This is a genomic window from Gordonia metallireducens (assembly GCF_021245825.1).
Lineage (GTDB): Bacteria > Actinomycetota > Actinomycetes > Mycobacteriales > Mycobacteriaceae > Gordonia > Gordonia namibiensis.
This window is the reverse complement of the sequence record NZ_JAJQJP010000026.1, coordinates 115,779-138,905: the sequence shown is the minus strand read 5'-3', so window position 1 is coordinate 138,905 and position 23,127 is coordinate 115,779. Positions and strand designations below refer to the sequence as shown.

General features: G+C 64.7%; 21 protein-coding genes. 11 read left to right on the top strand and 10 right to left on the bottom strand.

The features are described 5' to 3' along the window. Window positions 1–21: 21 nt before the first annotated feature. Window positions 22–768, top strand: coding sequence for a GntR family transcriptional regulator (locus LQD00_RS09460; RefSeq protein ID WP_232716883.1), 747 nt, complete (start codon window positions 22–24; stop codon window positions 766–768). Here LQD00_RS09460 and ribB read toward each other — a convergent pair. Continuing rightward, window positions 765–2,054, bottom strand: coding sequence for a 3,4-dihydroxy-2-butanone-4-phosphate synthase (ribB, locus tag LQD00_RS09455; RefSeq protein WP_232716882.1), 1,290 nt, complete (start codon window positions 2,052–2,054; stop codon window positions 765–767). The genes LQD00_RS09460 and ribB overlap by 4 nt on opposite strands. A gap of 302 nt (window positions 2,055–2,356) precedes the next feature. Here ribB and LQD00_RS09450 point away from each other — a divergent pair, with 302 nt between their 5' ends. Beyond that, window positions 2,357–3,319, top strand: a complete 963-nt coding sequence (locus LQD00_RS09450; RefSeq protein WP_232716881.1) for a DUF808 domain-containing protein — start codon at window positions 2,357–2,359, stop codon at window positions 3,317–3,319. 241 nt (window positions 3,320–3,560) lie between these two features. Next, complete coding sequence (locus LQD00_RS09445) at window positions 3,561–4,343, top strand: sulfite exporter TauE/SafE family protein (RefSeq protein ID WP_232716880.1); 783 nt, start codon at window positions 3,561–3,563, stop codon at window positions 4,341–4,343. Between the two features lie 67 nt (window positions 4,344–4,410). Here LQD00_RS09445 and LQD00_RS09440 read toward each other — a convergent pair whose 3' ends face one another. The 3 genes from LQD00_RS09440 to LQD00_RS09430 all read right to left on the bottom strand — a co-directional run bounded on the left by LQD00_RS09440 (window position 4,411) and on the right by LQD00_RS09430 (window position 8,536). Next, entirely contained in the window at window positions 4,411–5,454 is a 1,044-nt protein-coding gene (locus LQD00_RS09440; protein ID WP_232716879.1) for an alpha/beta fold hydrolase, read from the bottom strand. A gap of 74 nt (window positions 5,455–5,528) precedes the next feature. Further along, window positions 5,529–6,995 carry a glutamine synthetase family protein gene (locus LQD00_RS09435; RefSeq protein WP_232716878.1) on the bottom strand — a complete coding sequence of 489 codons (1,467 nt, stop codon included), beginning with the start codon at window positions 6,993–6,995 and terminating at the stop codon, window positions 5,529–5,531. Window positions 6,996–7,177: 182 nt separating this feature from the next. Further along, window positions 7,178–8,536, bottom strand: coding sequence for an MFS transporter (locus LQD00_RS09430; protein WP_232716877.1), 1,359 nt, complete (start codon window positions 8,534–8,536; stop codon window positions 7,178–7,180). Window positions 8,537–8,955: 419 nt separating this feature from the next. Between LQD00_RS09430 and LQD00_RS09425 the strand changes: the two genes are divergently transcribed. Next, the gene (locus tag LQD00_RS09425; RefSeq protein ID WP_232716876.1) at window positions 8,956–9,627 is read left to right on the top strand and encodes a TetR/AcrR family transcriptional regulator; all 672 of its coding nucleotides are present in this window, start codon (window positions 8,956–8,958) and stop codon (window positions 9,625–9,627) included. Here the strand turns inward: LQD00_RS09425 and LQD00_RS09420 are convergent. Next, entirely contained in the window at window positions 9,624–10,232 is a 609-nt protein-coding gene (locus tag LQD00_RS09420; protein WP_269784822.1) for a helix-turn-helix domain-containing protein, read from the bottom strand. The two genes, LQD00_RS09425 and LQD00_RS09420, sit on opposite strands and share 4 nt — an antisense overlap. A gap of 293 nt (window positions 10,233–10,525) precedes the next feature. On the opposite strand from LQD00_RS09420, the gene LQD00_RS09415 reads away from it, so the two are divergent. The 4 genes from LQD00_RS09415 to LQD00_RS09400 are packed head-to-tail and all read left to right on the top strand — an operon-like array spanning window position 10,526 to window position 13,595. Beyond that, entirely contained in the window at window positions 10,526–11,050 is a 525-nt protein-coding gene (locus tag LQD00_RS09415; protein WP_232716874.1) for a type 1 glutamine amidotransferase domain-containing protein, read from the top strand. A 26-nt stretch (window positions 11,051–11,076) separates the two neighbouring features. Then, window positions 11,077–12,063 carry a PDR/VanB family oxidoreductase gene (locus LQD00_RS09410; protein WP_232716873.1) on the top strand — a complete coding sequence of 329 codons (987 nt, stop codon included), beginning with the start codon at window positions 11,077–11,079 and terminating at the stop codon, window positions 12,061–12,063. Window positions 12,064–12,095: 32 nt separating this feature from the next. Then, window positions 12,096–12,494 (top strand): cupin domain-containing protein, encoded by a 399-nt coding sequence (locus LQD00_RS09405; protein WP_232716872.1) that lies wholly within the window; start codon window positions 12,096–12,098, stop codon window positions 12,492–12,494. Between the two features lie 12 nt (window positions 12,495–12,506). Continuing rightward, window positions 12,507–13,595: an aromatic ring-hydroxylating oxygenase subunit alpha gene (locus LQD00_RS09400; protein WP_232716871.1), complete on the top strand. Its 1,089-nt coding sequence runs from the start codon at window positions 12,507–12,509 to the stop codon at window positions 13,593–13,595. Window positions 13,596–13,640: 45 nt separating this feature from the next. Here LQD00_RS09400 and LQD00_RS09395 read toward each other — a convergent pair whose 3' ends face one another. The 5 genes from LQD00_RS09395 to LQD00_RS09375 are packed head-to-tail and all read right to left on the bottom strand — an operon-like array spanning window position 13,641 to window position 19,037. Continuing rightward, complete coding sequence (locus LQD00_RS09395; protein ID WP_232716870.1) at window positions 13,641–14,747, bottom strand: ABC transporter ATP-binding protein; 1,107 nt, start codon at window positions 14,745–14,747, stop codon at window positions 13,641–13,643. A 54-nt stretch (window positions 14,748–14,801) separates the two neighbouring features. Further along, complete coding sequence (locus LQD00_RS09390) at window positions 14,802–15,689, bottom strand: carbohydrate ABC transporter permease (RefSeq protein WP_232716869.1); 888 nt, start codon at window positions 15,687–15,689, stop codon at window positions 14,802–14,804. After that, complete coding sequence (locus LQD00_RS09385) at window positions 15,689–16,648, bottom strand: carbohydrate ABC transporter permease (RefSeq protein WP_232716868.1); 960 nt, start codon at window positions 16,646–16,648, stop codon at window positions 15,689–15,691. Before LQD00_RS09385 ends, LQD00_RS09390 begins: the two co-directional genes overlap by 1 nt. 2 nt (window positions 16,649–16,650) lie before the next feature. Continuing rightward, window positions 16,651–18,000 (bottom strand): ABC transporter substrate-binding protein, encoded by a 1,350-nt coding sequence (locus LQD00_RS09380; protein WP_232716867.1) that lies wholly within the window; start codon window positions 17,998–18,000, stop codon window positions 16,651–16,653. After that, window positions 17,997–19,037 carry a sugar-binding transcriptional regulator gene (locus LQD00_RS09375; RefSeq protein ID WP_232716866.1) on the bottom strand — a complete coding sequence of 347 codons (1,041 nt, stop codon included), beginning with the start codon at window positions 19,035–19,037 and terminating at the stop codon, window positions 17,997–17,999. The genes LQD00_RS09380 and LQD00_RS09375 overlap by 4 nt, the downstream gene beginning before the upstream one ends. A gap of 123 nt (window positions 19,038–19,160) precedes the next feature. Between LQD00_RS09375 and LQD00_RS09370 the strand changes: the two genes are divergently transcribed. From LQD00_RS09370 to LQD00_RS09360, 3 genes are read left to right on the top strand one after another with little or no spacing between them, the layout of a single operon-like run. Next, window positions 19,161–20,201: an NAD(P)-dependent alcohol dehydrogenase gene (locus tag LQD00_RS09370; protein ID WP_232717098.1), complete on the top strand. Its 1,041-nt coding sequence runs from the start codon at window positions 19,161–19,163 to the stop codon at window positions 20,199–20,201. Next, window positions 20,198–21,673, top strand: a complete 1,476-nt coding sequence (locus LQD00_RS09365) for a mannitol dehydrogenase family protein (RefSeq protein ID WP_232716865.1) — start codon at window positions 20,198–20,200, stop codon at window positions 21,671–21,673. The genes LQD00_RS09370 and LQD00_RS09365 overlap by 4 nt, the downstream gene beginning before the upstream one ends. Further along, window positions 21,670–23,067: a xylulokinase gene (locus LQD00_RS09360; protein WP_232716864.1), complete on the top strand. Its 1,398-nt coding sequence runs from the start codon at window positions 21,670–21,672 to the stop codon at window positions 23,065–23,067. The genes LQD00_RS09365 and LQD00_RS09360 overlap by 4 nt, the downstream gene beginning before the upstream one ends. The last annotated feature ends 60 nt before the right edge of the window (window positions 23,068–23,127 follow it).

Genomic DNA, 23,127 nt, shown 5'->3' with positions numbered 1-23,127 from the left:
CGGCGTCGCGACGCCCCGGTCATGCGTGAGACCACCGGCGGACCGGTCGCCGAGGATGTCCGGCGACGCATCCTCGCGATGCTCGCCCAGGGCACGCTGGCACCCGGCGCCCGTCTCGGCACCGAACGCGACATGGCCGAGATGTTCTCGGTGTCGAGATCGACGCTGCGCAGCGCACTGCTCCCCCTCAGCCGAGCGGGCGTCCTGGAACGCCGAACCGGCCGCGGCGGAGGCACGTTCATCCGGGCCGACGTCGTCGAACGGCAAGCCGCCGAGTCGTCCGGACTCCCCCAGTTGCTGGCGGAGTCCGGTCATGCCAGCGCGACGCGGGTGGTCGGGGTGGAACGTCGGCCGGCAACTCCGATCGAGGCTCGCGCTCTCGAGATCACCGACACTGCAGAGGTGTTCGCGATTCGACGGGTCCGCCTCGCTGACAGCGCGCCGCTGTCGGTGGACCTGGCCTGCTTTCCCGTCGACCTGGTGCCCGACCTGCCGGCACACCCGCTGGACGGATCGCTCTACGAACTACTGCGCGCGAGCTACGGACTCAACGCCGCCGAGACCACGGAGACCATCGAGGTCGGAACCGCCAGCGGCCGCGAGGCCGCCTGGCTCGAGATCGGCATCCGAAGTCCGCTTCTCGTCATCACCCGGGTCTCGCGCGACGAGGCCGGCATCCCGTTCGAGTACTCCTTCGACCTCTTCCGGGCGGACCGCGTGCGTCTGATGTCCACATCGACGGTGGCCCGCGAGGTCAAGGGAAGCTAGTTCGCGCGCGACCCCACGGAGAAGTCACCGGTGTGGCCGGCGTCGAACCCGCTGCCCGATGCGGTGCCCAGCAGGTGTCCGAGGCGCTGCCGCTTGGCGTCGAGGTAGCGGACGTTGGCCGGCATCACGCCCACGATCAGCGGGACGCGCTGGGTGACCTCGATCCCGCAGTCGGTCAGCCCTCGGACCTTGTCGGGGTTGTTGGTCATGACGCGCGCCCGGTCGATCCCGAGGTCGGTGAGGATCGCTGCGGCGGCGCCGTATTCACGTCCGTCGACCGGTTCGTCGAGTTCGAGGTTGGCCTCGACGGTGTCGAGCCCCTGGTCTTGCAACCGGTAGGCGGCCAACTTCTTGAGCAGCCCGATTCCCCGGCCCTCGTGGCCGCGCAGGTAGACCACGATCCCGCCGTCGTAGCTGATGCGTTCGATCGCCGCGTCGAGTTGCGGTCCACACTCGCACCGCTGCGACGAGAACGCCTCTCCGGTCAGGCATTCGGAGTGGACCCGTACCAGCGGGGCACGTTGGTCGAGGCCGTTCCCGGACATCCCGGTGCTCACGAGCGCGATGTGTTCGGCGCCGGTCTCGGTGTCGCGATAGCCGATCGCGCGGAGTTCACCGGTCGGGGTCGGCAGGACAGTCTCCGCGCCGCGGCGCACCCGGGGTGCCACCGACCAGCGGTCCGCGTCGTGAATGCGGCGGTAGTTGACCAGCTCCTCGATGGTCAGCACCGGAAGGCCCATGCGCGAGCCCATCGCGGCGACCTGCGGGTACCGCATCATCGATCCGTCGTCGGCGACGAGTTCGGCGATCACGCCGACCGGCGCGACGTCGGCGAGCGTGCACAGGTCGACGGCCGCCTCGGTGTGCCCGGGACGTTCGAGAACCCCACCCGGCCGGGCACGGAGGGGTAGAACGTGCCCGGGCCGGGTGAAGTCCCGGGGGCCGGATGCGGCACCGGCCAGCATGCGGAGCGTGAGCGCGCGGTCGGCGGCGGAGATGCCCGTCGTGACCCCTTCGGCCGCGTCGACGGTCACCGTGTACGCGGTCGCCTTGGGGTCCTCGTTGTGGGTGACCATCGACGGCAGTTCGAGCATGTCGGCACGCTCGCCGGTCATCGGGGCGCACAGCAGGCCGGAGGTGTTGCGCACGGTCCAGGCGGTCCACTCGGTGTTTACCCGGTCGGCAGCCAGGATGACATCGCCCTCGTTCTCGCGGTCGGCAGCGTCGGTCACCAGAACCGGGCGGCCCGCGCGCAGGGCATCGATGGCGTTCTCGATGGCGTTCATCAGATCTCCTCGGCGTCGACGAAGAATGGTCGTCGTGGTCTCCCACGACCTGTACGCCATTCGACACCGCCTCCGTGTCGCACCGGATACCCGCCGGTGGCTGCTTGATTTCGCCGGTCGGCGAGCCTGTTTGCGCAGGTGAACCAGCACCCAACAGGGAAATCCGCCACATGGGCGGACGCAATCCGGACATTCCGCCGCTCCAGGCGTACGGATGACCGACCCCGTCGGTCGTTTCGGCATACTGTTCGATGACCGACGCTCATCGAGCATGCAGCCCCTCACCGAACCCGGAGGTTCCCGTGGCCAGTGGTCTCGTCGCTCTGCTCGACGACATCGCGACACTCACCCGTGCCGCCGCCGCGTCACTCGACGACATCGGCGCCGCGGCCGGCAAGGCGAGCGTGAAGGCTGCGGGCGTCGTCGTCGACGACACCGCGGTGACACCTCGCTACGTCGACGGGTTCACCCCCGACCGTGAGCTGCCGATCGTCCGCAAGATCGCGATCGGCTCGATCTGCAACAAGCTGCTGATCATCCTGCCCGTCGCGATGATCCTCAGTCAGTTCCTGCCGCAGGCCCTGCCGTATCTGTTGATCGCCGGCGGTCTGTTCCTCTCCTATGAAGGCGCGGAGAAGGTCTACGAGGCGATCACCGGCGGTCATCACGAGGAGGATTCCGGTTCCCGGAAGGGCGACCCCGAGTTCGAGAAGCACATAGTCAGCGGCGCGATCCGCACCGACCTCATCCTCTCGGCCGAGATCATGGTGATCTCGCTGTCCTCGGTCGAGAACGAGCCGTTCTGGACCCGACTGTTCGTCCTCATCGTCGTCGCCTTTCTCATCACTGCGCTCGTCTACGGCGTGGTCGCGATCATCGTGAAGATGGACGACGTCGGCCTCGCGCTCGCACAACGGGAGTCGACGTTCAGTCAGAAGATCGGCCGCGGGCTGGTCACCGCGATGCCCAAGATCATGTCGACCCTGACCGTGGTCGGCATCGCCGCGATGCTGTGGGTCGGCGGGCACATCCTCATCGTCAACGTGGGTGAGGCAGGCTTCCACTGGCCCGCCGATCAGCTCCACCACGTCGAGCACTGGTTCGGCGAACTGGTGCACGGCGGCTTCGGCGGCGTCCTGTCCTGGACGGCCGGTACCGTCCTGTCCGCGGTCGTCGGCCTGCTCGTCGGCGCGATCCTCGTCGCGATCCTGCACTTCATCCCGAAGCGGAAGAAGAAGGACGACGCCCCGACTGCCGCTGGTTGAGTAGGCGCGGAGCCTGCGACGAGCCGTATCGAAACCACCTGCCCGTCCCAGCTGAAAAGCACCCCCGAAATACGCCCTCAGCAGCGGCGCCGACGACACCATGTCAACGGCGGTCCTCTGCCGGGTCTGTTTCGGGGGCCGTTTCCAGGGGTGGTTTTCAGGGGCGTTCTTCCGGGCGTTTTCCCGGCGGGGCCACCCCCGGTGACCATTCCGCCCGACGCACCGGGCACCCTCGGAAGTCGTGAGCACATGGGAACTGTTCGCCGTCCTGCTGGCCGGTGTCGGCGCGGGCGCGATCAACGCGGTCGTCGGTAGCGGCACACTGATCACGTTCCCGACGCTCGTCGCGTTCGGCGTCCCTCCGGTGAGTGCGACCATCTCCAACGCCATCGGCCTCGTCGCCGGCGGGGTGTCCGGAACCTGGGGTTACCGGCGTGAACTCGAAGGGCAGTGGCCGCAGCTGCGGTGGCAGATGCCGGCGTCGTTCCTGGGCGCGATCGTCGGCTGCTGGCTGCTCTTGCACCTACCGGAGACGGTGTTCGAGGCGGTCGTGCCGGTCCTGCTGGTGGCTGCCCTGATCCTCGTGGTGGCGCAGCCGTGGATCCAGAAGTGGGTCGGCCGCCGGCCCACCGCGCCGACGAACCTGGGCACACCGCGCCTGACTCCCCCGCGCATCGCCGCGATGGTGGCCGGCACGTTCGCGGTCGGCATCTACGGCGGCTACTTCACCGCCGCTCAGGGGATCATGCTCATGGCGGTCCTTGGCGTCGTCGTCCCTGACCACCTGCAGCGGATGAACGCCGCCAAGAACCTGCTGTCCCTCGTGGTGAACGTCGTCGCGGCCGTCACCTACACCCTCGTCGCCTTCGACCGGATCAACTGGGCGGCCGCAGCACTCATCGCCGTCGGCTCACTCCTCGGCGGCGTCATCGGGGCTCGATATGGACGACGACTCTCACCCCGCGCACTGCGCGGGGTGATCGTCGTGGTCGGTCTGATCGGGTTGTGGCGGCTGCTGGCCTGAGACGACCGGTGGGTGCGGTGGTGCCCCGAGAAGCTATCCGAAGACACCCCGCGTCCAGGGCGCATTCCTAGTCGCTTGGCCGCAGTACATCGCTGATTGCCGCATCCAAGAACGCTTCGAACCCTGCATCATTGCCGGGGTTGGCCACGCAATGCCCGAATGGCGAGTCATAAGGGCGAAGCTCGGCGTTCGGCATCTCGTCGACTTCCATTCGGTTGTCTTCTGGAGAGAAGTATCGGTCTTGCATGCACGGGATGACGACAGCCCTTGCGGTGATTGCCCGTAGTGCTGACCGAAAGTCGCCCTCGAAGTCCGGATTCGCACTGACGTCGCTGTGCTGCCAACTCCAGATCTTGGCGAGTAGATCGTGGGCGTTCCAGTTCTGGACATGATCGTTTTCCCAGTCGACCAGCAGGTCCTCGATCGATCCATAGCCCAGTTCGCGATAATGGCCTTCACGAAAGAAGGCCGGGGAGTATGCCCACCCGGCGTACACCCGCGCGAATGCCTTCAGTCCGCGCATAGGCGCCGATCGACTGTCCTCCACATCCCAATATCGGTCGGCGAGCAACGCCGCCTTCACACCCTCGAGGAACACGAGGTTGTTGGTGGACGTCTTGGCCGAGGCGCAGACCGGCACGATTGCATCGACAAGTTCGGGATACATTGCGGCCCAGTGGTATGCCTGGCAACCGGCCATCGACCAACCGGCCACGAGAGCGAGCCGCCGGACCCCCAGGTGGTCGAACAGCAGTCGATACTGGCATCGCACGTTGTCATAGAGGGTCACCCCGGGGAATCCAGCTCCCCGTTGCGCCGGTTGGGCGCGACTCGGGGAGCTGGACAGCCCGTTGCCAAACATGTTGATCGACACCACGAAGTGGCGTGCGGGGTCGATCGCTCTACCAGGGCCGAAGAAGCCCTCGTTGCGCCGGTGAGTTCCGGTGAAAAAGGTGGGCAACACGACGACGTTGTCGCGCGCCGCATTCAACTGGCCGTAGGTCTTGTACGCGAGTTGCGCCTCGCACAGTGTCTCACCCGAGAGCAGCCGAACATCACCGAGCTCGAATGACGAATAGTCAACGGACGACAACGATTTGCTCCAATACATTGCTTCGGAATAACCTCGTACGCGACCGACATCACACGAGAAGATGGTGGCCTCGGCTGCTCAGGGAGTGACCGTCAGTAGAGCCGGAGATACTCGTTGACTTCCCAATCGGTGACAGCCTGGTGATAGCGCTCCCACTCATCGAGCTTGTAGGCGATGTATGAGTCAAGCATCGCCGGCCCCAGGACGTTTGCGAGCAAGGTGTCCTGCCGCAGGTGACCGATCGCCTCCAGCAAGTTGCGGGGCAGACGGCGAATGCCGGCCGCTTCCGTCTCTTCCGTCGTCATGGAGTAAAGATCCCGATCGGTGGGGTCACCCGGTTCAGCGTTGCGGACGATCCCGTCGACGCTGGCGGCAAGTGTGCATGCCAGCGACAGATACACGTTCATACACATATCTGCCGCTCGATTCTCGATACAGAACCGACTCTGGGGCAGGCGGAACTGCGCAGCACGATTGTTGTGCCCGTAGGTGATGTTGGTGGGGGCCCACGTAACCGTGCCGCCTTCGAAACCGCCGACCCGCGGTACCAGCCCGTTGTAGGAGTTGACCGTCGGGCATGTGATGGCCGTGAGTGCCTCGGCGTGCGAGAGCAGGCCGCCGACTGCATACCGGGCCTCGTCGCTCCATCCTCCTGCGCTGTCTTCGAACAGGTTCCGCGAAGGGTCGGCTGTCGATCGCAGGGAGAAGTTGATGTGTGCACCCGACCGCCAGTCGCCGGTCGTCGGCTTTGGCATGAACGTCACGAACATGCCGTGGCGCTTGGCGACCTCCTTGAGGGCAATACGCAGGAACACGAGCCGGTCTGCCATCTGCAACAGATCCGTGTAGTGAAAATCGAGCTCGAACTGTGAATATGCGCCTTCGGCGACCACATCGTGCAGACCCCAGTTCAATGTCTCGAGCATGTCCATCATGTCTTTGAGGAAGGGCATGGAGTCCAGTGAATGTTCCACGTCGTAACCGAACGCCTGGCGTCGTGGACGCAAACCGCCGACTTGTTGCGGATCGTTGTCGAACGCCTTCACCGGTTGACCATCCTCGTCCCATCGCATCACGATGAACTCCGGTTCGATGCCGGCATAACCGCTGTAACCCTGCTGCGCCGCTTCGTAGATGGCGCGCTTCAGAGCCTGCCGCGGGCAGACGTTGTAGGGCTTGTCCTCCCAGAAGAGGTCGGAGAAGATGATCGCGGTGGTCGTATCCCACGGACACACGTACACCGCGTCGAGATCGGGAACCAACACCTGGTCGGAGTCTGCTGATGTGAGATCGGGAACGAACGAGATGGAGTGCACCGCGAATTGCGGGCCTTTGCCTTTACACAATGCCTCGAAATCACTCATCGGCACAGGTTTGGTCTTCGGAATCCCGAACAGGTCGATCCAGCACGCGAGTACGTACTTTACTCCTGCCTGTTCGAGATCGGCCCGCACAGCGGCGATCTTCGCGTCGTCCGGCAGTGCGTCGGCGAACGTCTCAGCGTAGCGCGGCATCTGCGGCGCCTGAGTCCTGTTGTCGATCACTTCGGTGATTGTCATGGTGGTTCCTTCTTGTGATGTTGAATGGTGATGGTGCGGGTGCGATGACCAGGTCATCGATCAGATGTGGATTGCCCCATCCGGAAAGCCCGAGCGATCACGGTCCGGAGGCAAGCGGCGCGTACGTGGCATCGTCGGCCCGTAACTCGTTGCCTCCGAACCCGTCCGCCACCTGGGCGATGTCAGCTCAACTTGGCCTTTGAGCGAACCGGTGTTCCCTCACCGCTGGCCTCGGTCAACGACATGCCTTTGGTCTCCGGGGCCATCAGCACCGAGACCACCAGGCCGAACAAGGTCAGTGCCGCTGCCGCGAGCATGATGTTCTTCACTCCCCACGATTCGAGTCCGATGGGAATCAAGAACGTCCCCACCGCGGCGCCGATGCGGCTGATCGCGGTGATCAACCCCATGGCAGTTGCGCGGATCGCAGTGGGGAAAAGCTCGTTGGGATACGACCATTCCAGAATGTTCGGCCCACCCGACGCCAGCGCATAGATTGCAAAACAGAGCAGGACGAACCAACCCGCCTGAGGTAGGACTCCCAGCGCGACAAGCGGGATCAACATGCCGACGAAAGACCAGATGAGTAGGGGCCGGCGTCCCAACGATTCGGTCCACCACAGCGCAGGGATGCATCCGATGAGGAAGAGCAGGCTGATCAACGCGGAGCCCAGGTTGCTCATGTTCCCCTCGGCCATCCCGACTTGCGACAGGATCTGAGGGCCGAAGCTGTACATGGCGAATACGGGTGTGATGGCAGCGACGAAGAATGCCCCGCAGAAGAACACCCTCCTGCCGTACTCGCCGCGGAAGAGTTCGCGATACCGTACCGAATCGGTCGCCGTCTCGACATCGACCAGAGAAGACACGTCGGCATCCTGGCCGTAGACCCGACGAACGACTTGTTGCGCTTCTTCGTTGCGCCCCTTCGACATCAACCATCGTGGTGATTCGGGAGTTCCGATTCGCAGGACCAAGATGATGAGCCCCGGGATCAGGCTGCTGCCCAGGATGAGTCGCCAGGCGTCATCGCCGAACCAGGCGACGAGTCCCCAGCCGAGGAAGAGGGCGATCGTGGCTCCCAGACACCAGAAGGCGATCAGAGATCCAACGAGGGCGCCGCGGTATCGAGCCGGGAGCCACTCAGTGAGCAGAGCCGTCGCGATAGGGTAGTCCGCGCCGATTGCGACACCGATGATGAAGCGCAGGGCGATGATTTGCCAGGCACTGTCGGCGAAGACGCTGAGCGCCGATGCGCCGACGAGAACGCACAGGTCGACGGTGTACATCAACTGACGGCCGATACGATCCGTCAAGCGGCCAAAGGCCAATCCTCCGAAGAAGATTCCGATCAGCGCGGCCGCGCCGGCCAGACTCGTGTCGGTCGTGGACAGATCAAGCTCGTTCTGCATCCCGACGAGGGCGATGCCGATGATGCTCAGCAGCCAACCATCGAGAAACGGGCCGCCGGCAGATTGGACGAGAAGCCGTTTGTGAAAGTTCGTCAGCGGACTGTCGTCGATCACGTTGTTGTTAGTCATTTATCTCCAGCCGTACGCGTGGATTGGAGGGTGAAGGAATGGCGTAAATGCCATGCGAGAGATGTTCAGTCACGATGAACACACTGTCAAGCGCCGCGCATCCCGAGTGTTACGCCACTGTTAATCTGCACGCCGCCTATGTAACTTCGGACGAATTTCCGGACCTTCGACGATTCTTGTAATCGTCTGCGTACCAGCCGGTTTGACACCACGCAACGCTCCGATATCACGCCCACCCAGCGCCACGAACTGTTTACATTTCAATCTTCCCTGAATGGATATTCAGTGAAGTGTTCGCTCTGTCTAAACACGGTACGGGGCGCCATTCGAACGCAGAGTCGCCACTTCTTACGCGGAAGGTGTTGCACAGTCGGAGTTTACGGCGCACAATCGCCTGATCGGTGAAAGGTATTAATTGAATGAACAACCATTCAGTTCAGCGGTCGGCACCCGGCGAACGGAGGCCACCGCGAGCAAAGAACTCAGCCATCCGTCGGGCGCAATTGTTGAAGGCAGCCCGCAGGGTCGTCCTCCGACGAGGTCTGGATCAAACCCGGATTTCGGATATCGCCGAAGAAGCAGGTGGCAGCCAAGGGTTGACGCACTATCACTTCGAGTCGAAGGAAGCCCTACTCGCCGAAATGCTGCGTACCGCCGCAGACGAGGACATTGAGAGCGCACGACAAATCGTCGACGGTTCAGGGACGGTCGCGCAACGACTGGACCGACTGCTGCGCCTGGCTCTGCCGATAACCAGTGAGGACTGGTCATGGATGTTGTGGATCGACATGTGGGGGTCGAGTCTGCGCAATGCCGACATGGCCACAACAGCCGAGAGCCTCGACAAGGCATGGACGGAGATGGTGTGCGATCTGCTACGAGAAGGCCAGAAATCCGAAGTGATGAACTGTGTTGACCCCCAGGCAAGTGCAGATCGGTTGACCGCCCTGGTCAGCGGTCTCGGCCTTCGCTTGACCAGCAGTCGGGCCCGCTTCCAACGGAGTTATGTCTTGCGTCTCGTGCGTACCGCCGCTGCACTCGAACTGGGACTCGAATGGACGGAGTACCAGGGCCTCATCCAAGAGAGTTAGAGCTTGCTGGAGGAGAACCAGATCATTCGGGCGGGCGCCGACGAGCGGTTATGGAAGCGATGCGGTCTGGCCGAATCGAAGGCGATCGAGTCCCCCTCACGGAGGGTGATGACCTCGTCGTCGAACTCGACATCGATGGCCCCCTCGGTGATCACCCCGTATTCGCGTCCCGGATGGCTCAGTGTCCCAGTCGCGGACAGAGATCCCGCTCCAGGGTCATATACGTACTCACAGAAGTCGATTCCATCTTCCTCAACCGGAAGCAGCACTTGCGACCGGACTCCGTCACCGATCTTGATCTCGGGCCGACGGTGGGATCGTCGGACGAGGTTGCCAGTCGTGTCAGGAGCTGGGGTGGCCATGGGTTCGTCCTGCTTCGGGAACAGTGAATCCATCGTCACGTCGAGCACGTCGACCAATGCGGTGAGCAGGCTTATCGACGGCTCCGAGATCCCCCGCTCGAACTGGGACACATGGCTGGGCGAACACCCGAGTTCGGCCGCCAGCTTTCGGACACTCATGCCACGTTGATTTCGCGCCAAACGCAGCCGATCCCCCAAGGTCTGCGCCTGAGGTGCCCCTTCTTCCCCCGGTATCTCGATCATGGCGCAATTCTAGGTGTTCCTCACGTGCGCTTCGGGCGCAAGTGAGACGTCGTGCTCAGCCGCTCGGGCGATCTTGCTCGATTCGGCGATCGCCATACCCCCGTGCTCGTCGATTTGCCCGATCGAGTTGTCGCCCCCTGCCGGCCGATCCCTACCGTCCGATGATGCACCGATCTCGAAAGTTGGCCGATTTCAGCAAGTTTCGCTGCGATGTCCGGGTTCTTGTGTGTACACTCCTAGTGAACACTCGATCAGTTCCACGATGAACACATACACAGAAAGTAGGGAACGGAATGTCCTTGGCCAACAAGAAGGTGCTCGTCCTGACAGCGAACTACTTCGAGGAGTCCGAGCTGATCTACGCGGTGTACCGACTTCGGGAAGAGGGTGCCGAGGTGACAGTCGCCTCTCCGGATGGGGCGGCGTTGACCGGTAAGAATCACATGAGCCCGTTCCCGGCGGATACCTCCTACGACGCACTGGGGGCCGGCTCCTTCGACGCTGTCGTGATCCCCGGCGGCTTCGCCCCAGATCTCGTTCGACGCTACCCGAAGGCGCTGGAGCTGGTGCGCGAGATCAACGCGGCCAACAAGCCGGTCGCGACCGTTTGTCACGGCGGCTGGGTCGCCATCTCCGCCGGAATCGTCAAGGGTCGCAAGGCCACTGCGGTATCTGCAATCAAAGACGACATGGTCAATGCAGGCGTCGAGTTCGTCGACGAGCCGGTGGTCACCGACGGCAACCTGATCACTTCCCGTGTGCCGGCCGACATGGGCCTCTGGATGAAGGCCGTCATCGAAGCGATCCGCACCGCTTAGTACACCACGCCACGAAGGGAGTCACCGTGTCAGTTTCGCCGGTATCCGAACGCGTCCTGGCGACACCGGGCCTGACGGTCACGGTCGTCAGCCGGCATCTCGCCGCAACAGACGTCGTCTGGCTGGAGCTTGCTCCCGCTGGTGACCGGGAACTCCCTTCGTGGACCGCCGGGGCACACATCGAGATCGCACTTCCGGACACGGACGGCTCCTGTCACCTCGTGCGGCACTACTCGCTGATCGGCCTGCCGAGCGGCAGAGAAAATTGGCAGATAGCTGTGCTGAGAGAGGCAAACGGGCGCGGTGGCTCTGCTGCGATGCACGACCTCCAGCTCGGGGATGTCCTGGAAGTCCGTGCTGTGAGGAACAACTTTCCGCTCAAGGACGCCACCGAGTACCTCTTCATAGCAGGGGGGATCGGGATCACGCCCCTCATCGGTCTTGCTCAGGAAGCTGATCGAAAAGGCCTCGCGTGGAATCTGATTCATCTGGTGCGCAGCGCCGACCGTCTCATCGATGTCACCAGCCTGCTGCCGCGTGATAGCCGATCCCACGTAGCCGACATACACGGACGGGCAGATCTCGAAGTCCTCACGGCGTCGTTGCGGGGGGGAAGTGTCTATGCATGTGGGCCAGCACCTCTGCTGTCCGACCTCGAGAAGTTGGCCCACGATGCTCCCTGGGATCTGGCTGTCGAGAGATTCGCTGCGGATCCGAAGCAGTCTGCGGATGTCCAGAGCACCGACCGTCCGTTCGACGTGATCCTGCAGCGCAGCGGCAAGCGATTACACGTACCTGCTCACCGAAGCATTCTGGACGTGGTACGCGACGCGGGGGTATCAGTGGACTTCTCATGCCAGGAAGGCATCTGCTCTTCATGTGAAATTCCAGTGCTGGCGGGCGATCTCGACCACCGCGACCACGTCCTCGACGAGGCCGAACGAGCAGCCAACGACTGCATGATGATCTGCGTATCTCGATGCGTAGGCAACGAACTGACTCTTGACCTCTGACCACTCAGCCATCAAGTTAGCGAGGAAACACAATGACCAACCCCATCGTGGTCCCCATCGACGGGTGTCCCGTCTCCACACGTGAAACCAATGGTGTACGAATGACGCTGGCGCGCACCATCACCCACGCCGACCATGGATCGAAACTCATGGCGGGCATAAGCTGGATGAACCCCGGCGATGTCAGCGCCTGGTGGTCGACCGAAAGTCAGAAGCCACTGTCCGGTGATTACCACCATATCGGCCCGGTTGACGAGATCTTCTATCTGATCCAAGGCGAACTGGTCCTCGAGACAGGGGCCGGCGGTGCCGGAATCCCGTTTCGGGCCGGTGACACCGTGTTCTTCCCGACGGAAGGCCGCTTCCGCATCCGGAACAACGGGACTGCTCCAGCCACGTTGTTCTACGTCGAAACACCCCCCTTGGGCTGAACAGGAGCGACGATGACACACAATCTGACGCCACTCGAGCAGGTAAGCCCCGCTGAGGCCATCAATCGCGCGTGGACATTACCCGCTGAGTGGTATACGAACACTGACGTCTTCACCCGCGAGCAGAAGGCAATCTTTCGCAGGCAATGGCAATACGTCGGCTACAGCGGCCAGCTGGAACAATCAGGGTCATACATCACCGCCAACGTCGGGGGAGTCCCGGTCATGGTTGTGCGTAAGGCAGATCATTCACTGGCGGCTTACATCAACATCTGCCCGCACCGAGGACACCCTGTAGCGCTCGGCGAGGGCAAGCGTCGAATGCTGCAATGCCAGTACCACGGCTGGACTTTCGACCTGGACGGCCAACTCAAGGTGGCGCCCCGAGCCGAACGAGAGGCGTGTTTCGAGCCTTCTCAGATCGCCTTGCGGTCGGCACGTGTCGAGACCTGGGGCCCACTGATCTTCGTCAATCTCGACCCGCAGGCCGACCCCTTGCTGGACCAGATCAAGGGCTTGGTCTCACTGGCGGAAGACAACGGGTTCGACCTGAACCGGCATCCTGTTCGAGCGTCCCGTGAGCACCTCATCAAGTGCAACTGGAAGATCACACTGGACAACAACACAGAGTGTTACCACTGTGCGACAGTCCATCCGAGCTTCCGCAGCGAATACCACGTCGATGCAGACAATTACGAGGTCCACCAGTTCGAAGACTGCTTCGCCCACATTTCCCCGCCGGTCGATGCGGATAGCAGTGACGGCCGGTGGGTGGACTTTCACCTGTCCTACATCTGGCCCAACTTCATGGTTTCCGGCCGAGGCAACGACTACTTCTACACCTACACCTATGTCCCGATCGGACCCGGTGAAACGCTGCAGCGCAATCACTTCTTCTTCCCCGAGGACTGGGACGAGGCACGCGTCGACTCGACCATCACCGAGATCGAACAGATCATGAAGGAGGACTGGGAAGTGTTCGAACGCGTCCAGGTGGGCGTCGAGGCCGGAGTCGTCCCACACGGAGTATTGCTCCCTGACAACGAAGCTCTTCTGCGTCACTTTCAACGAAAGTGTGCCGCGGCCCTCGAGGTCATCTGACTCCGAGGACCGAGCACACGGTCGGCGTACCTGCCCGACGCGCGGTCACACCAGCCGGTCGCCGGTCGACGGGTCGAAGAGGTGAACTGCCTTGTCGGCCTGACGCAGTCGGATGCCCTCGCCGCGCTTGGCCGGTGACCGCTCGGCGGACCGTGCGACCATGACCATCGGCTCGCCGTCCAGGTTCCGCACCGACTGATCGGCGAGGTTGGCGTAGATGTAGGTCTCGCTGCCGAGTTCCTCGAGCAGCGCGACCTCGGCGTCGAGCCCGCTACCACCGTCGGCGAGTGCCAAGTGTTCGGGACGGATGCCGACGATCACCGAGTCGAGACCGGAACGACGCAGCGCCGACTCGGATTCGGCGTCGATGTCCACCGTGCCGCCCGAGACCGTGATCGCGCCGTCGACGACGGGTGCGGTGAAAAGATTCATCCCGGGGGAGCCGATGAACCCGGCGACGAACGCGTTGACCGGCTTGTCGTACAAGTCGGTAGGGGTCGAGAACTGCTGCAGCTGACCGTTCTTGAGGACCGCGACGCGGTCGCCCATGGTCATTGCCTCGACCTGGTCGTGGGTGACATAGACCGTGGTGGTGCCGAGTCGACGCTGCAATGCGGCGATCTGGGTGCGGGTCTGGACGCGCAACTTGGCGTCGAGGTTGGACAGCGGCTCGTCCATGCAGAAGACCTGCGGTTCACGGACGATGGCGCGTCCCATGGCCACACGCTGCCGCTGGCCGCCGGACAGCTTGGCCGGCTTGCGGTCGAGGAAGTCGGTCAGGTCGAGCAGCTTGGCGGCCTCAGCGACCTTGCGCTTGCGTTCCTCGGTGGGTACCCCGCGCATCTTCAGCGCGAATCCCATGTTCTCCCCGACGGTCTTGTTCGGGTAGAGCGCATAGTTCTGGAAGACCATGGCGATGTCGCGGTCCTTGGGTGCGACGCCGACCATGTTGTCGCCGCCGATGCGGATCTGCCCGGAGTCGATCTCCTCGAGACCGGCGAGCATGCGCAGTGCGGTGGACTTGCCCGAACCCGACGGTCCGACGAGGACGACGAACTCGCCGTCATTGATGTCGAGGTCGAGGGAGTCGACGGCCAGCTTGTCCGCGCCCGGGTAGACGCAGCAGGCCTTGTCGTAGGTGATGGAAGCCATGATGTTCTCCGGTTCTCTCTCAGAGGTTTTCGAGTCGGTAGGCGTGGGCGGCGGTCACTTGATGGCGCCGAACGAGAGTCCGCGGACCAGCTTGTTCTGGGCGATCCAGCCGCAGATGACGACCGGCAGTGCGGCCAGGACCGACGCGGCGGACAGCTGCGCCCAGTAGAGCCCCTGTCCGGACATGAAACCGGTCAGGAACACCGGCATCGTCTGTGCGTTGACCGCGGTCATGTTGACGGCGAAGAAGAATTCGTTCCACGAGAAGATCACGCAGATCAGGGCGGTGGCGGCGATCCCGGGCGAGATCAGCGGGAGGATGACCTCCCGCACCGACGTCCAGAGGCTGGCGCCGTCGATGCTGGCGGCCTCGAGCAGTTCGCCGGGCACCTCGAGGAAGAAGGACCTCATCATCCACACGGCGATCGGGAGATTCATCGCGGTGTAGAGGATCACCAGCGTCCAGATGTTGTCGAGCATGCCGATCTCGCCGACGATCACGTACAGCGGGATGATCGCCGCGACGATCGGCAGCATCTTGGTGCTGATGAAGAAGAACAGGGCGTCCTTGGTCTTCCGCACCGGTCGCAGCGACAGGGCGAAAGCGGCGGGTACGCCGAGCAGCAGCACCAGGATGGTCGAGACGATCGTCGCGAACAGCGAATTGAGCAGCGGTGTCGCGATTCCCGCGTCGAAGACGTCGCGGAACTGTTGCAGCGTCGGCTCGAAGAAGAAGGTCGGCGGGTTGGTGGCCGCGTCGCTCTCCTGCTTGAACGCGGTCAGGACCATCCACAGGACGGGGAAGAAGAATCCGATCGCGATGATCCAGGTGACCGCGGTCAGCAGACCCTGTCGGGGATTGCGGCGTCGTCGGATCTCGTTGCCGGACTGCTGTCCTGCGGGTTCCGCTGCGGTGCGGTCGGGGCGGATGTCGGTGCTCATCAGGCCGGCTCCTCTGTTCCGGAGAATGATTTGAAGATCAGACGCAGCGCCAGCGTGGCGACCACGATCGTGCCGACCACCGTCACGACACCCATCGCGGCGGCCTGACCGATGTCGAAGCCGAGGAAGGCGCGTTGGTAGATGTAGTACGAGAGGTTGGAGCTCGAGACCCCCGGGCCACCCGAGGTCATCATGTAGACCGCGTCGAAGGTGTTGACCAGGTAGATCGCGCCGAGGACGGCGCCCAGTTCGATGAACCGCCGCAGGTGCGGCAGCGTCAGCTCACGGAACAGCCGGAAGCTCGTCGCACCGTCGACGCGGGCGGCCTCCTGGACGTCGCGGGGCATCGACTGCAGTCCGGCGAGGATCAGCAGCATCATGAACGGCGTCCACTGCCAGACCAGTTCGGCCATGACGCTCATCAGCGGGAACTCCGAGAGCCAGTCGACCTTGATGCCGAGCGGGCTCAGCATCCAGTTGACCAGGCCGTTGGTCGGCGACAACAGGCTGGTCTTCCACAGCAGTGCCGCTGCCACCGGGGTCACCAGGAACGGGGTGATCAGCAGGGTCCGAACGACGCCGCGTCCCAGGAACTTCCGGTCCAGTAGGAGGGCGAAGATCAGGCCGAGGATCACCGAGATCAGCACGGTGCCGACGATCAGCAGGATCGTGTTGACGGTGACCCGCCAGAACTGGCTGTCACCGAAGACCGCGACGTAGTTGTCGAGGCCGACGAACGCCCGGGAGTCGGGACGGACGAGGTTCCACGACTGGGTCGAGTAGTACAGGGTGAACACGAACGGGACCTGCGTGACCACGATCATGAAGATCAGGGCCGGCAGCAGGGGTCCGCGCCGGCGCCACCCCTCCGCCCGCGAGATGCGGTCGCGGGATGACGTCAGTGGTGTCTGCTCGGGCGAGGATTCCTCGGGCGAGCGCGTCGAGACTGCGGTGGCCATGATCACTGCTCCCTCTGGTAGGACTTGCCGACGACCTCGGCATACTCCTGGGACTGGGCCAACGCGTCCTTGACGCTGATCTGTCCGGCGATGGCCGCCGAGATCTGTTGGCTGACACGGGTACCGAGATCCTGGAATTCAGGGATCGCGAGGAACTGCACCCCGGTGTAGGGCACCGGCTGAAGCGTCGGCTTCAGCTGGTCGGCGGACTGCATCGAGGTCAACGTCTGCTCGGCGAACGGCTTCGCGAGTTCCTTGTACGCGGGCAGTTCGTAGGTCGACAGTCGGCTGCCCGGCGGAACGTGGCTGGGGCCGAGCTTCTCCGACACGTATTCGATGTAGCTCTTGCTCGTCATCCAGCGGATGAACGACCACGCCTCGTCCGGGTGCTTGCTGCTCGACGGGATACCGAGCGACCAGGTGTAGAGCCAACCGTTGTCCTGCTTGGCCATGCTCGGTGCGGGCAGATAGCCGACGTCGCCGGCGATCGACGAGGTCTCCGGACTCTCGAGGACCGAGACCGCCGACGTGGCGTCGTACCACATGGCAACCTGGCCCTGGGACAGGAGATTTCCGCATTCCTGGAAGCCCGACGACGACGCGCCGGCCTCACCGTGGTTGCGGACGGTGTCGACGTAGAACTGTACGGCCGCTTCGACTTCCGGGCTGTCGAGTTGCGCGTTCCACTCCTCGTCGTACCAGCGGCCACCGAAGGCGTTGATGACGGTGTTGAGCGGAGCGAGCACCTCACCCCAGCCGGGCTTGCCACGCAGGCAGATCCCCGCGGTGCGGTCGTTGTCGAGCTTCTTCGCGACCTCGGCCACCTCGGGCCAGGTCGGATTCGGCGGGAGGGAGACCCCGGCCTGCTCGAAGAGCTTCTTGTTGTACATCAGGAACGACGACTCGCCGTAGAACGGCGCCGAGTACATCGACCCATCGTGTGACAGCGCGGTTTTCAGCGTCGGGATGAAGTCGTCGGCGTCGTAGTCGGGATCGGCGTCCATGTAGGGACTGAGATTGACCAGCCAGCCGTACTCACCCCACATCGGGGTCTCGTAGTTGCTGATCATCACGACGTCGAACTCGCCACCGCCGGTGGCGACCGACGCGGTGATCTTGGCGCGCGCCTCGTTCTCCGAGAGCGTCACGAACTTCACCGAGACGCCGGGGTTCTGCTCTTCGAACTGGTCGGACAGCGCGACCGCGTCCTGCATCTGGGAGTTGGAGACCATCGCTACGGTGATCTCGCGCCCGCCTCCGCCGGTGAGGGAGCCGGCGCCGGAGCAGCCGGTCATCACCAGCGCCACGGTCGCCACCAGGGCGCCGAGCATCCGGGGTCGGGAGAACTTCATTGTTCACCTTTCTCTTGCAACACAAGCCATTCCGCCGTGGGGACGTCGGTGACCAAGATGGTGGCGTAACCACCGCGGAGAGCACCGAGGATGGATTCCCGCCGGTGCTCACCACCGGAGACCAGGATCGAGGTGGGGCAGGCCCGGACCGCATCGAGGGAGACCGACACCGTCCGGTCGACGAGGCTCGATGCCACCGCCTGTCCGTCTGCGTCGTAGAACCGGCCGCCGATCTCGCCGACCGCGCCCAGTTCGACGAGTTCGTCGAGCACGATCGCGTCGATGAAGGCGCCTTCGAACAGGGTGGTCGAGGTCGAGACCGAACCGACTCCGAAGAGCATGACCTGCGCACCACGGGCGGCCGAGAGCGATTGCGACAGAATCGAATCGCGGTTGACGGCGGTGACCGTCTCGGGATCGACGTAGAGCGGTGCGACCAGTCGCAGAGGCCGGGCGTGCAGGCGTTCGGAGAAGCGTGAGAGGGCATGGTCGACGCCCGTGTGGTACTCCACCGAGGTCATCGAGCCGTCCATCTGGACGACGCGCTGGCACGAGGCGGCGGCGCCCATCGCGTCGGCGACGGCGACCTGCTCGGGCCCCCAGGTGAATCCGAAGGTGTCCGCGGCCTGGATGCGTCGGGTCAGCACCGATGCGCCGGCCCGCCCCAGCGCAGCGTTGCCGGTGGTCGATCCGTCGGCGATCTCGTCGATGACCAGCACCTCGTCGAGACCGAAAGTCTCCTCGACCGCCCGCTCGAGCTCGGTGTGGATCGACGAGGACAGATGCGGCGGTGCCGAGACCGAGACGTGGACCAGTCCCTGCGCACGGGCGCGGGCGACCAGGCGGCCGGCCGTGGGTCGGGAGACTCCGAGGCGGGCGGCGATCTCCGCCTGTGTCAGGCCTTCGAGGTGGTACATCGTCGCGGCGCGGACCAGCAGTCGCAGATCCTGGCCGGCGTCGGCGCCGCGCGGTCCCGCCCGTCCCGACGAACCCTGTTGGTCGTCGGCGGTGTCTGCCGACTGCTTACGAGGTGCCATCGATGGCCTACTCCCGTTCTCTCGTGAGCAGATGCTCACTAGCGGTGAATATGCTCAGTAAGCTAGCATCCAGATGTGACCCACGCAACAACCGATACGAACGTCCCGGACGCTCCCCAGGTGATGCGCGCCGGCGTACTACACCCGGACCTCTCGGTCGGCACCGAAACCCGCAGGTCACCACGCCCAGCCCCCGGTGATGTGCTGATCGAGGTACGGGCGGTCGGTGTCTGCGGCTCGGATACCCACTACCTGCGTCACGGACGCATCGGGGACTACGTCGTGCGTGAACCGCTCGTCCTCGGTCATGAGGCGTCCGGGGTGATCGTGGCGGTCGGCGACGGTGTGAGCCCCGATCGCGTCGGTGAACGCGTCTCCATCGAGCCGCAACGACCCGATCCGACCACCGCCGAGAGCAAACGCGGCGACTACCACCTGTGTCCGCACATGAAGTTCTACGCGACACCGCCGATCGACGGCGCCTTCGCCGAATACGTCACCATCGGGGCGGATTTCGCTCATCCGGTGCCCGCGGAGGTGTCCGACGAGGCCGCAGCGCTGTTCGAGCCGCTGTCCGTGGGCATAGCCGCTCTGCGCAAGGCGGCTGTTGCAGCCGGCGACTCGATCCTCATCGCAGGCGCCGGACCGATCGGACTGATGATCGCCCAGGTCGCCCGCGCGTCGGGACTGGCACGCATCGTGGTCAGCGAGCCCGACGAGCAGCGACGCAGGCGCGCCGAGGACTTCGGCGCGACCGAGGTGATCGCCCCCGGCGACGAGACCGACACGGTCGACGCCTTCGTCGACGCGAGCGGCGTTGCCGCCGCCGTCCGCGACGGGATGACCCGGGTACGACCCGGCGGTCACGTCGTACTCGTCGGAATGGGTTCGGACACAATGGAACTACCGGTCACCCTGATCCAGAACCGAGAACTCGTGGTGACCGGCGTCTTCCGGTATTCCAACACCTGGCCCACCGCCCTGGCCCTCGTCCGCACCGGTGCCGTGGACCTCGACGCCATGGTCACCGCACGATTCGGACTCGACGAACTCACCGACGCCCTCAACGCCGACCTCCGGCCCGGAAACATCAAGGCCATCGTCTATCCCGGCATGTCGGAGTGGCGCGCCGCCGACCAACAGACAGGAGAAGCTCGCCCATGAGCACCCCGCTGAACGCCGAATCGCTGGCCCGCATCGACGGCGCCGCGGTTCCCGCGTACGACCGCACCGCCGTCACGCCCGGCATCGTGCACTTCGGAGTCGGCGCATTCCACCGCGCCCACCAGGCCATGTATCTCGACCGACTGCTCGCATCGGATCCCGCTGCGAAGGAGTGGGGTATCTGCGGTGTCGGGGTGCGGCCGGCAGATTCGGCCATGCGCGATGCACTCGTCCCCCAGGACGGCCTGTTCACGCTCACCCTGAAGCACCCGAACGGCGACACCGAGACCTCGGTGATCGGGTCGATCGTCGAATACCTGTTCGCGCCTGACGATCCCGAGGCAGTTCTGGACCGCCTCAGCGATCCGGCCACCCGCATCGTGTCGCTGACCGTCACCGAGGGCGGCTACAACTTCTCCCCCACGACCGGCGAGTTCGACGCCACGAACCCCGACATCGTCGCGGACCTCGAGGGCTCGGCACCTCCGAGCACGGTGTTCGGACTGGTCACCGAGGCACTCGCCCGACGCCGCGAACGCGGAATCCCGTCGTTCACCGTCATGTCCTGCGACAACATCCAGGGCAACGGACACATGGCCCGGTCGACGTTCCTCGCCTACGCACGACTCCGCGACGCGGCCCTCGCCGACTGGATCGAGACGAACACGCGCTTCCCCAACTCGATGGTCGATCGCATCACTCCCGCAACGCCACCCGATCTCACCGACGAGGTCGCGGCGCGCACCGGGATCGCCGACGCGTGGCCGGTCGTCGCCGAACCCTTCACCCAGTGGGTACTCGAGGACGACTTCTCGATGGGCCGTCCAGCCCTCGAGACAGTGGGTGTGCAGGTCGTCGACGACGTGATCCCCTACGAACTGATGAAACTGCGGTTGCTCAACGCCGGTCATCAGGCGCTGTGCTACTTCGGGTATCTGCTCGGCTACCGCTACGTCCACGACGCGGCGTCGGACGACGATATCCGAACCCTGCTGCGGCGCTACATGATCGAAGAGGGGCGGACGACGCTGCAGGAGATGCCGGGCGTCGACGTCGAGTCCTACATCGACACCCTCCTGGAGCGCTTCGCCAACCCGGCCATCGCCGACACCATCGCGCGCCTGTGCCAGGACTCCTCGGACCGCATCCCGAAGTGGCTGCTGCCGGTGATCCGAGAACGGCTGGCGTCCGGTCAGCGCAGTGAGCTCGCCGCGGCTGTCGTCGCCAGCTGGACCCGATACGCCGAGGGCACCGACGAACAGGGGGAGCCCATCGACGTCGTCGATCCCCTGGCCGCGGAGCTCGTTCCGCGGGCGATGCGCTCGCGCACCGACCCACTGGCGTTCGTCGCCGACCGCGACTTGTTCGGCACTCTCGCCGACGACGAAGGATTCACGACGCCGTACCTGGCCGCGCTGGATTCGCTGCGCACCAAGGGGGCTCGCGCCACACTCGCCGAGCTCCTGTCATGACGCTGGTCGCCGGGATCGATTCGTCCACCCAGTCCTGCAAGGTCGTCATCTGCGAGGCCGAGACCGGGACCGTCGTCCGGTCGGCGAGCGCAGCACACCCGGCCGGCACCGAGGTCAACCCCGACCGGTGGTGGGAAGCCCTCTGCGAGGCCGTCTCCGCCGCGGGCGGGTTCGGCGACGTGGCCGCGGTGTCGGTCGCGGGCCAGCAGCATGGGATGGTGTGCCTCGACACCTCCGGGCGAGTGGTGCGAGATGCCCTGTTGTGGAACGACATCCGCTCGGCATCGAGCGCTGCCGACCTGGTCGACGACCTCGGCGGTCCGGGAGCATGGGCAGAGGCGGTCGGCGTGGTCCCGGTCGCCGCCATCACCGCAGCCAAACTGCGCTGGCTCGCCGACAACGAACCCCGGAACGCCGACGCCACTGCCGCGGTGTGCCTTCCCCACGACTGGCTCACCTGGCGACTTCGCGGGAGTGCCGACATCACCGAGCTGACCACCGACCGCAGCGACGCGTCGGGAACCGGCTACTTCGACGCCGCCTCCGGCGAGTACCGCAAAGACCTGCTGGAACTGGCTTTTCGCGGCCGAAGCCCGCGACTGCCGATCGTCGTCGGAGCGGGTGACCGGGCAGGAACCACCTCGGCCGGGCTGATCGTGGGCGCGGGTGCGGGTGACAACGCGGCCGCGGCCCTCGGACTCGACGCCCGACGCGGCGACGCGGTGGTGTCCCTCGGAACGTCGGGCGTGGTGTGTGCCGTGTCGGCCACCGCCCCCAACGATCCCGCCGGCCTGGTCGCAGGTTTCGCCGACGCCACCGGTCGACACCTGCCGCTGGTGTGCACCCTCAACGGCGCACCGGTGCTGGCGTCGACGGCGAAGATGCTCGGCGTCGACTTCGACGAGTTCGCACGGCTCGCCACGTCCGCCGAACCTGGCGCCGGAGGAATGACGATGGTGCCGTGGTTCGCGGGCGAACGCTCCCCCAATCTCCCGGACGCCACCGGAACCCTCACCGGCATCACCGCACACAATTTCGGCCCCGCGTCGATCGCGCGCGCCGCGGTCGAGGGACTGATCTCCTCGCTGGTGTTCTGCCGGGAGAAGATCGAGGAACAAGGCGTGCGCGTCGACCGCATCCTCCTGACCGGGGGTGGCGCGAAATCGGCTGCGGTGCGGGCGATTGCACCGGCCCTCTTCGGAGGCGAGGTCGAGGTCCCCGCGGACGGCGAACACGTGGCACTCGGCGCCGCCCGCCAGGCCGCCTGGTCGCTCACCGGTGAGCTGCCGGAGTGGCAGGTTCCGCGCGAAACTCTCACCGCAGCAGCGACTCCCGAGGTGTATGCCCGATACCGCGAGATCGCGGACGGGGTCGCGACCGCCGCCCGGCCGTGACGTAGGGCGAAACAACCTGCTCCCAGCCGTTGGTCGAGTGCGTCGACCGAGCGAAGCGAG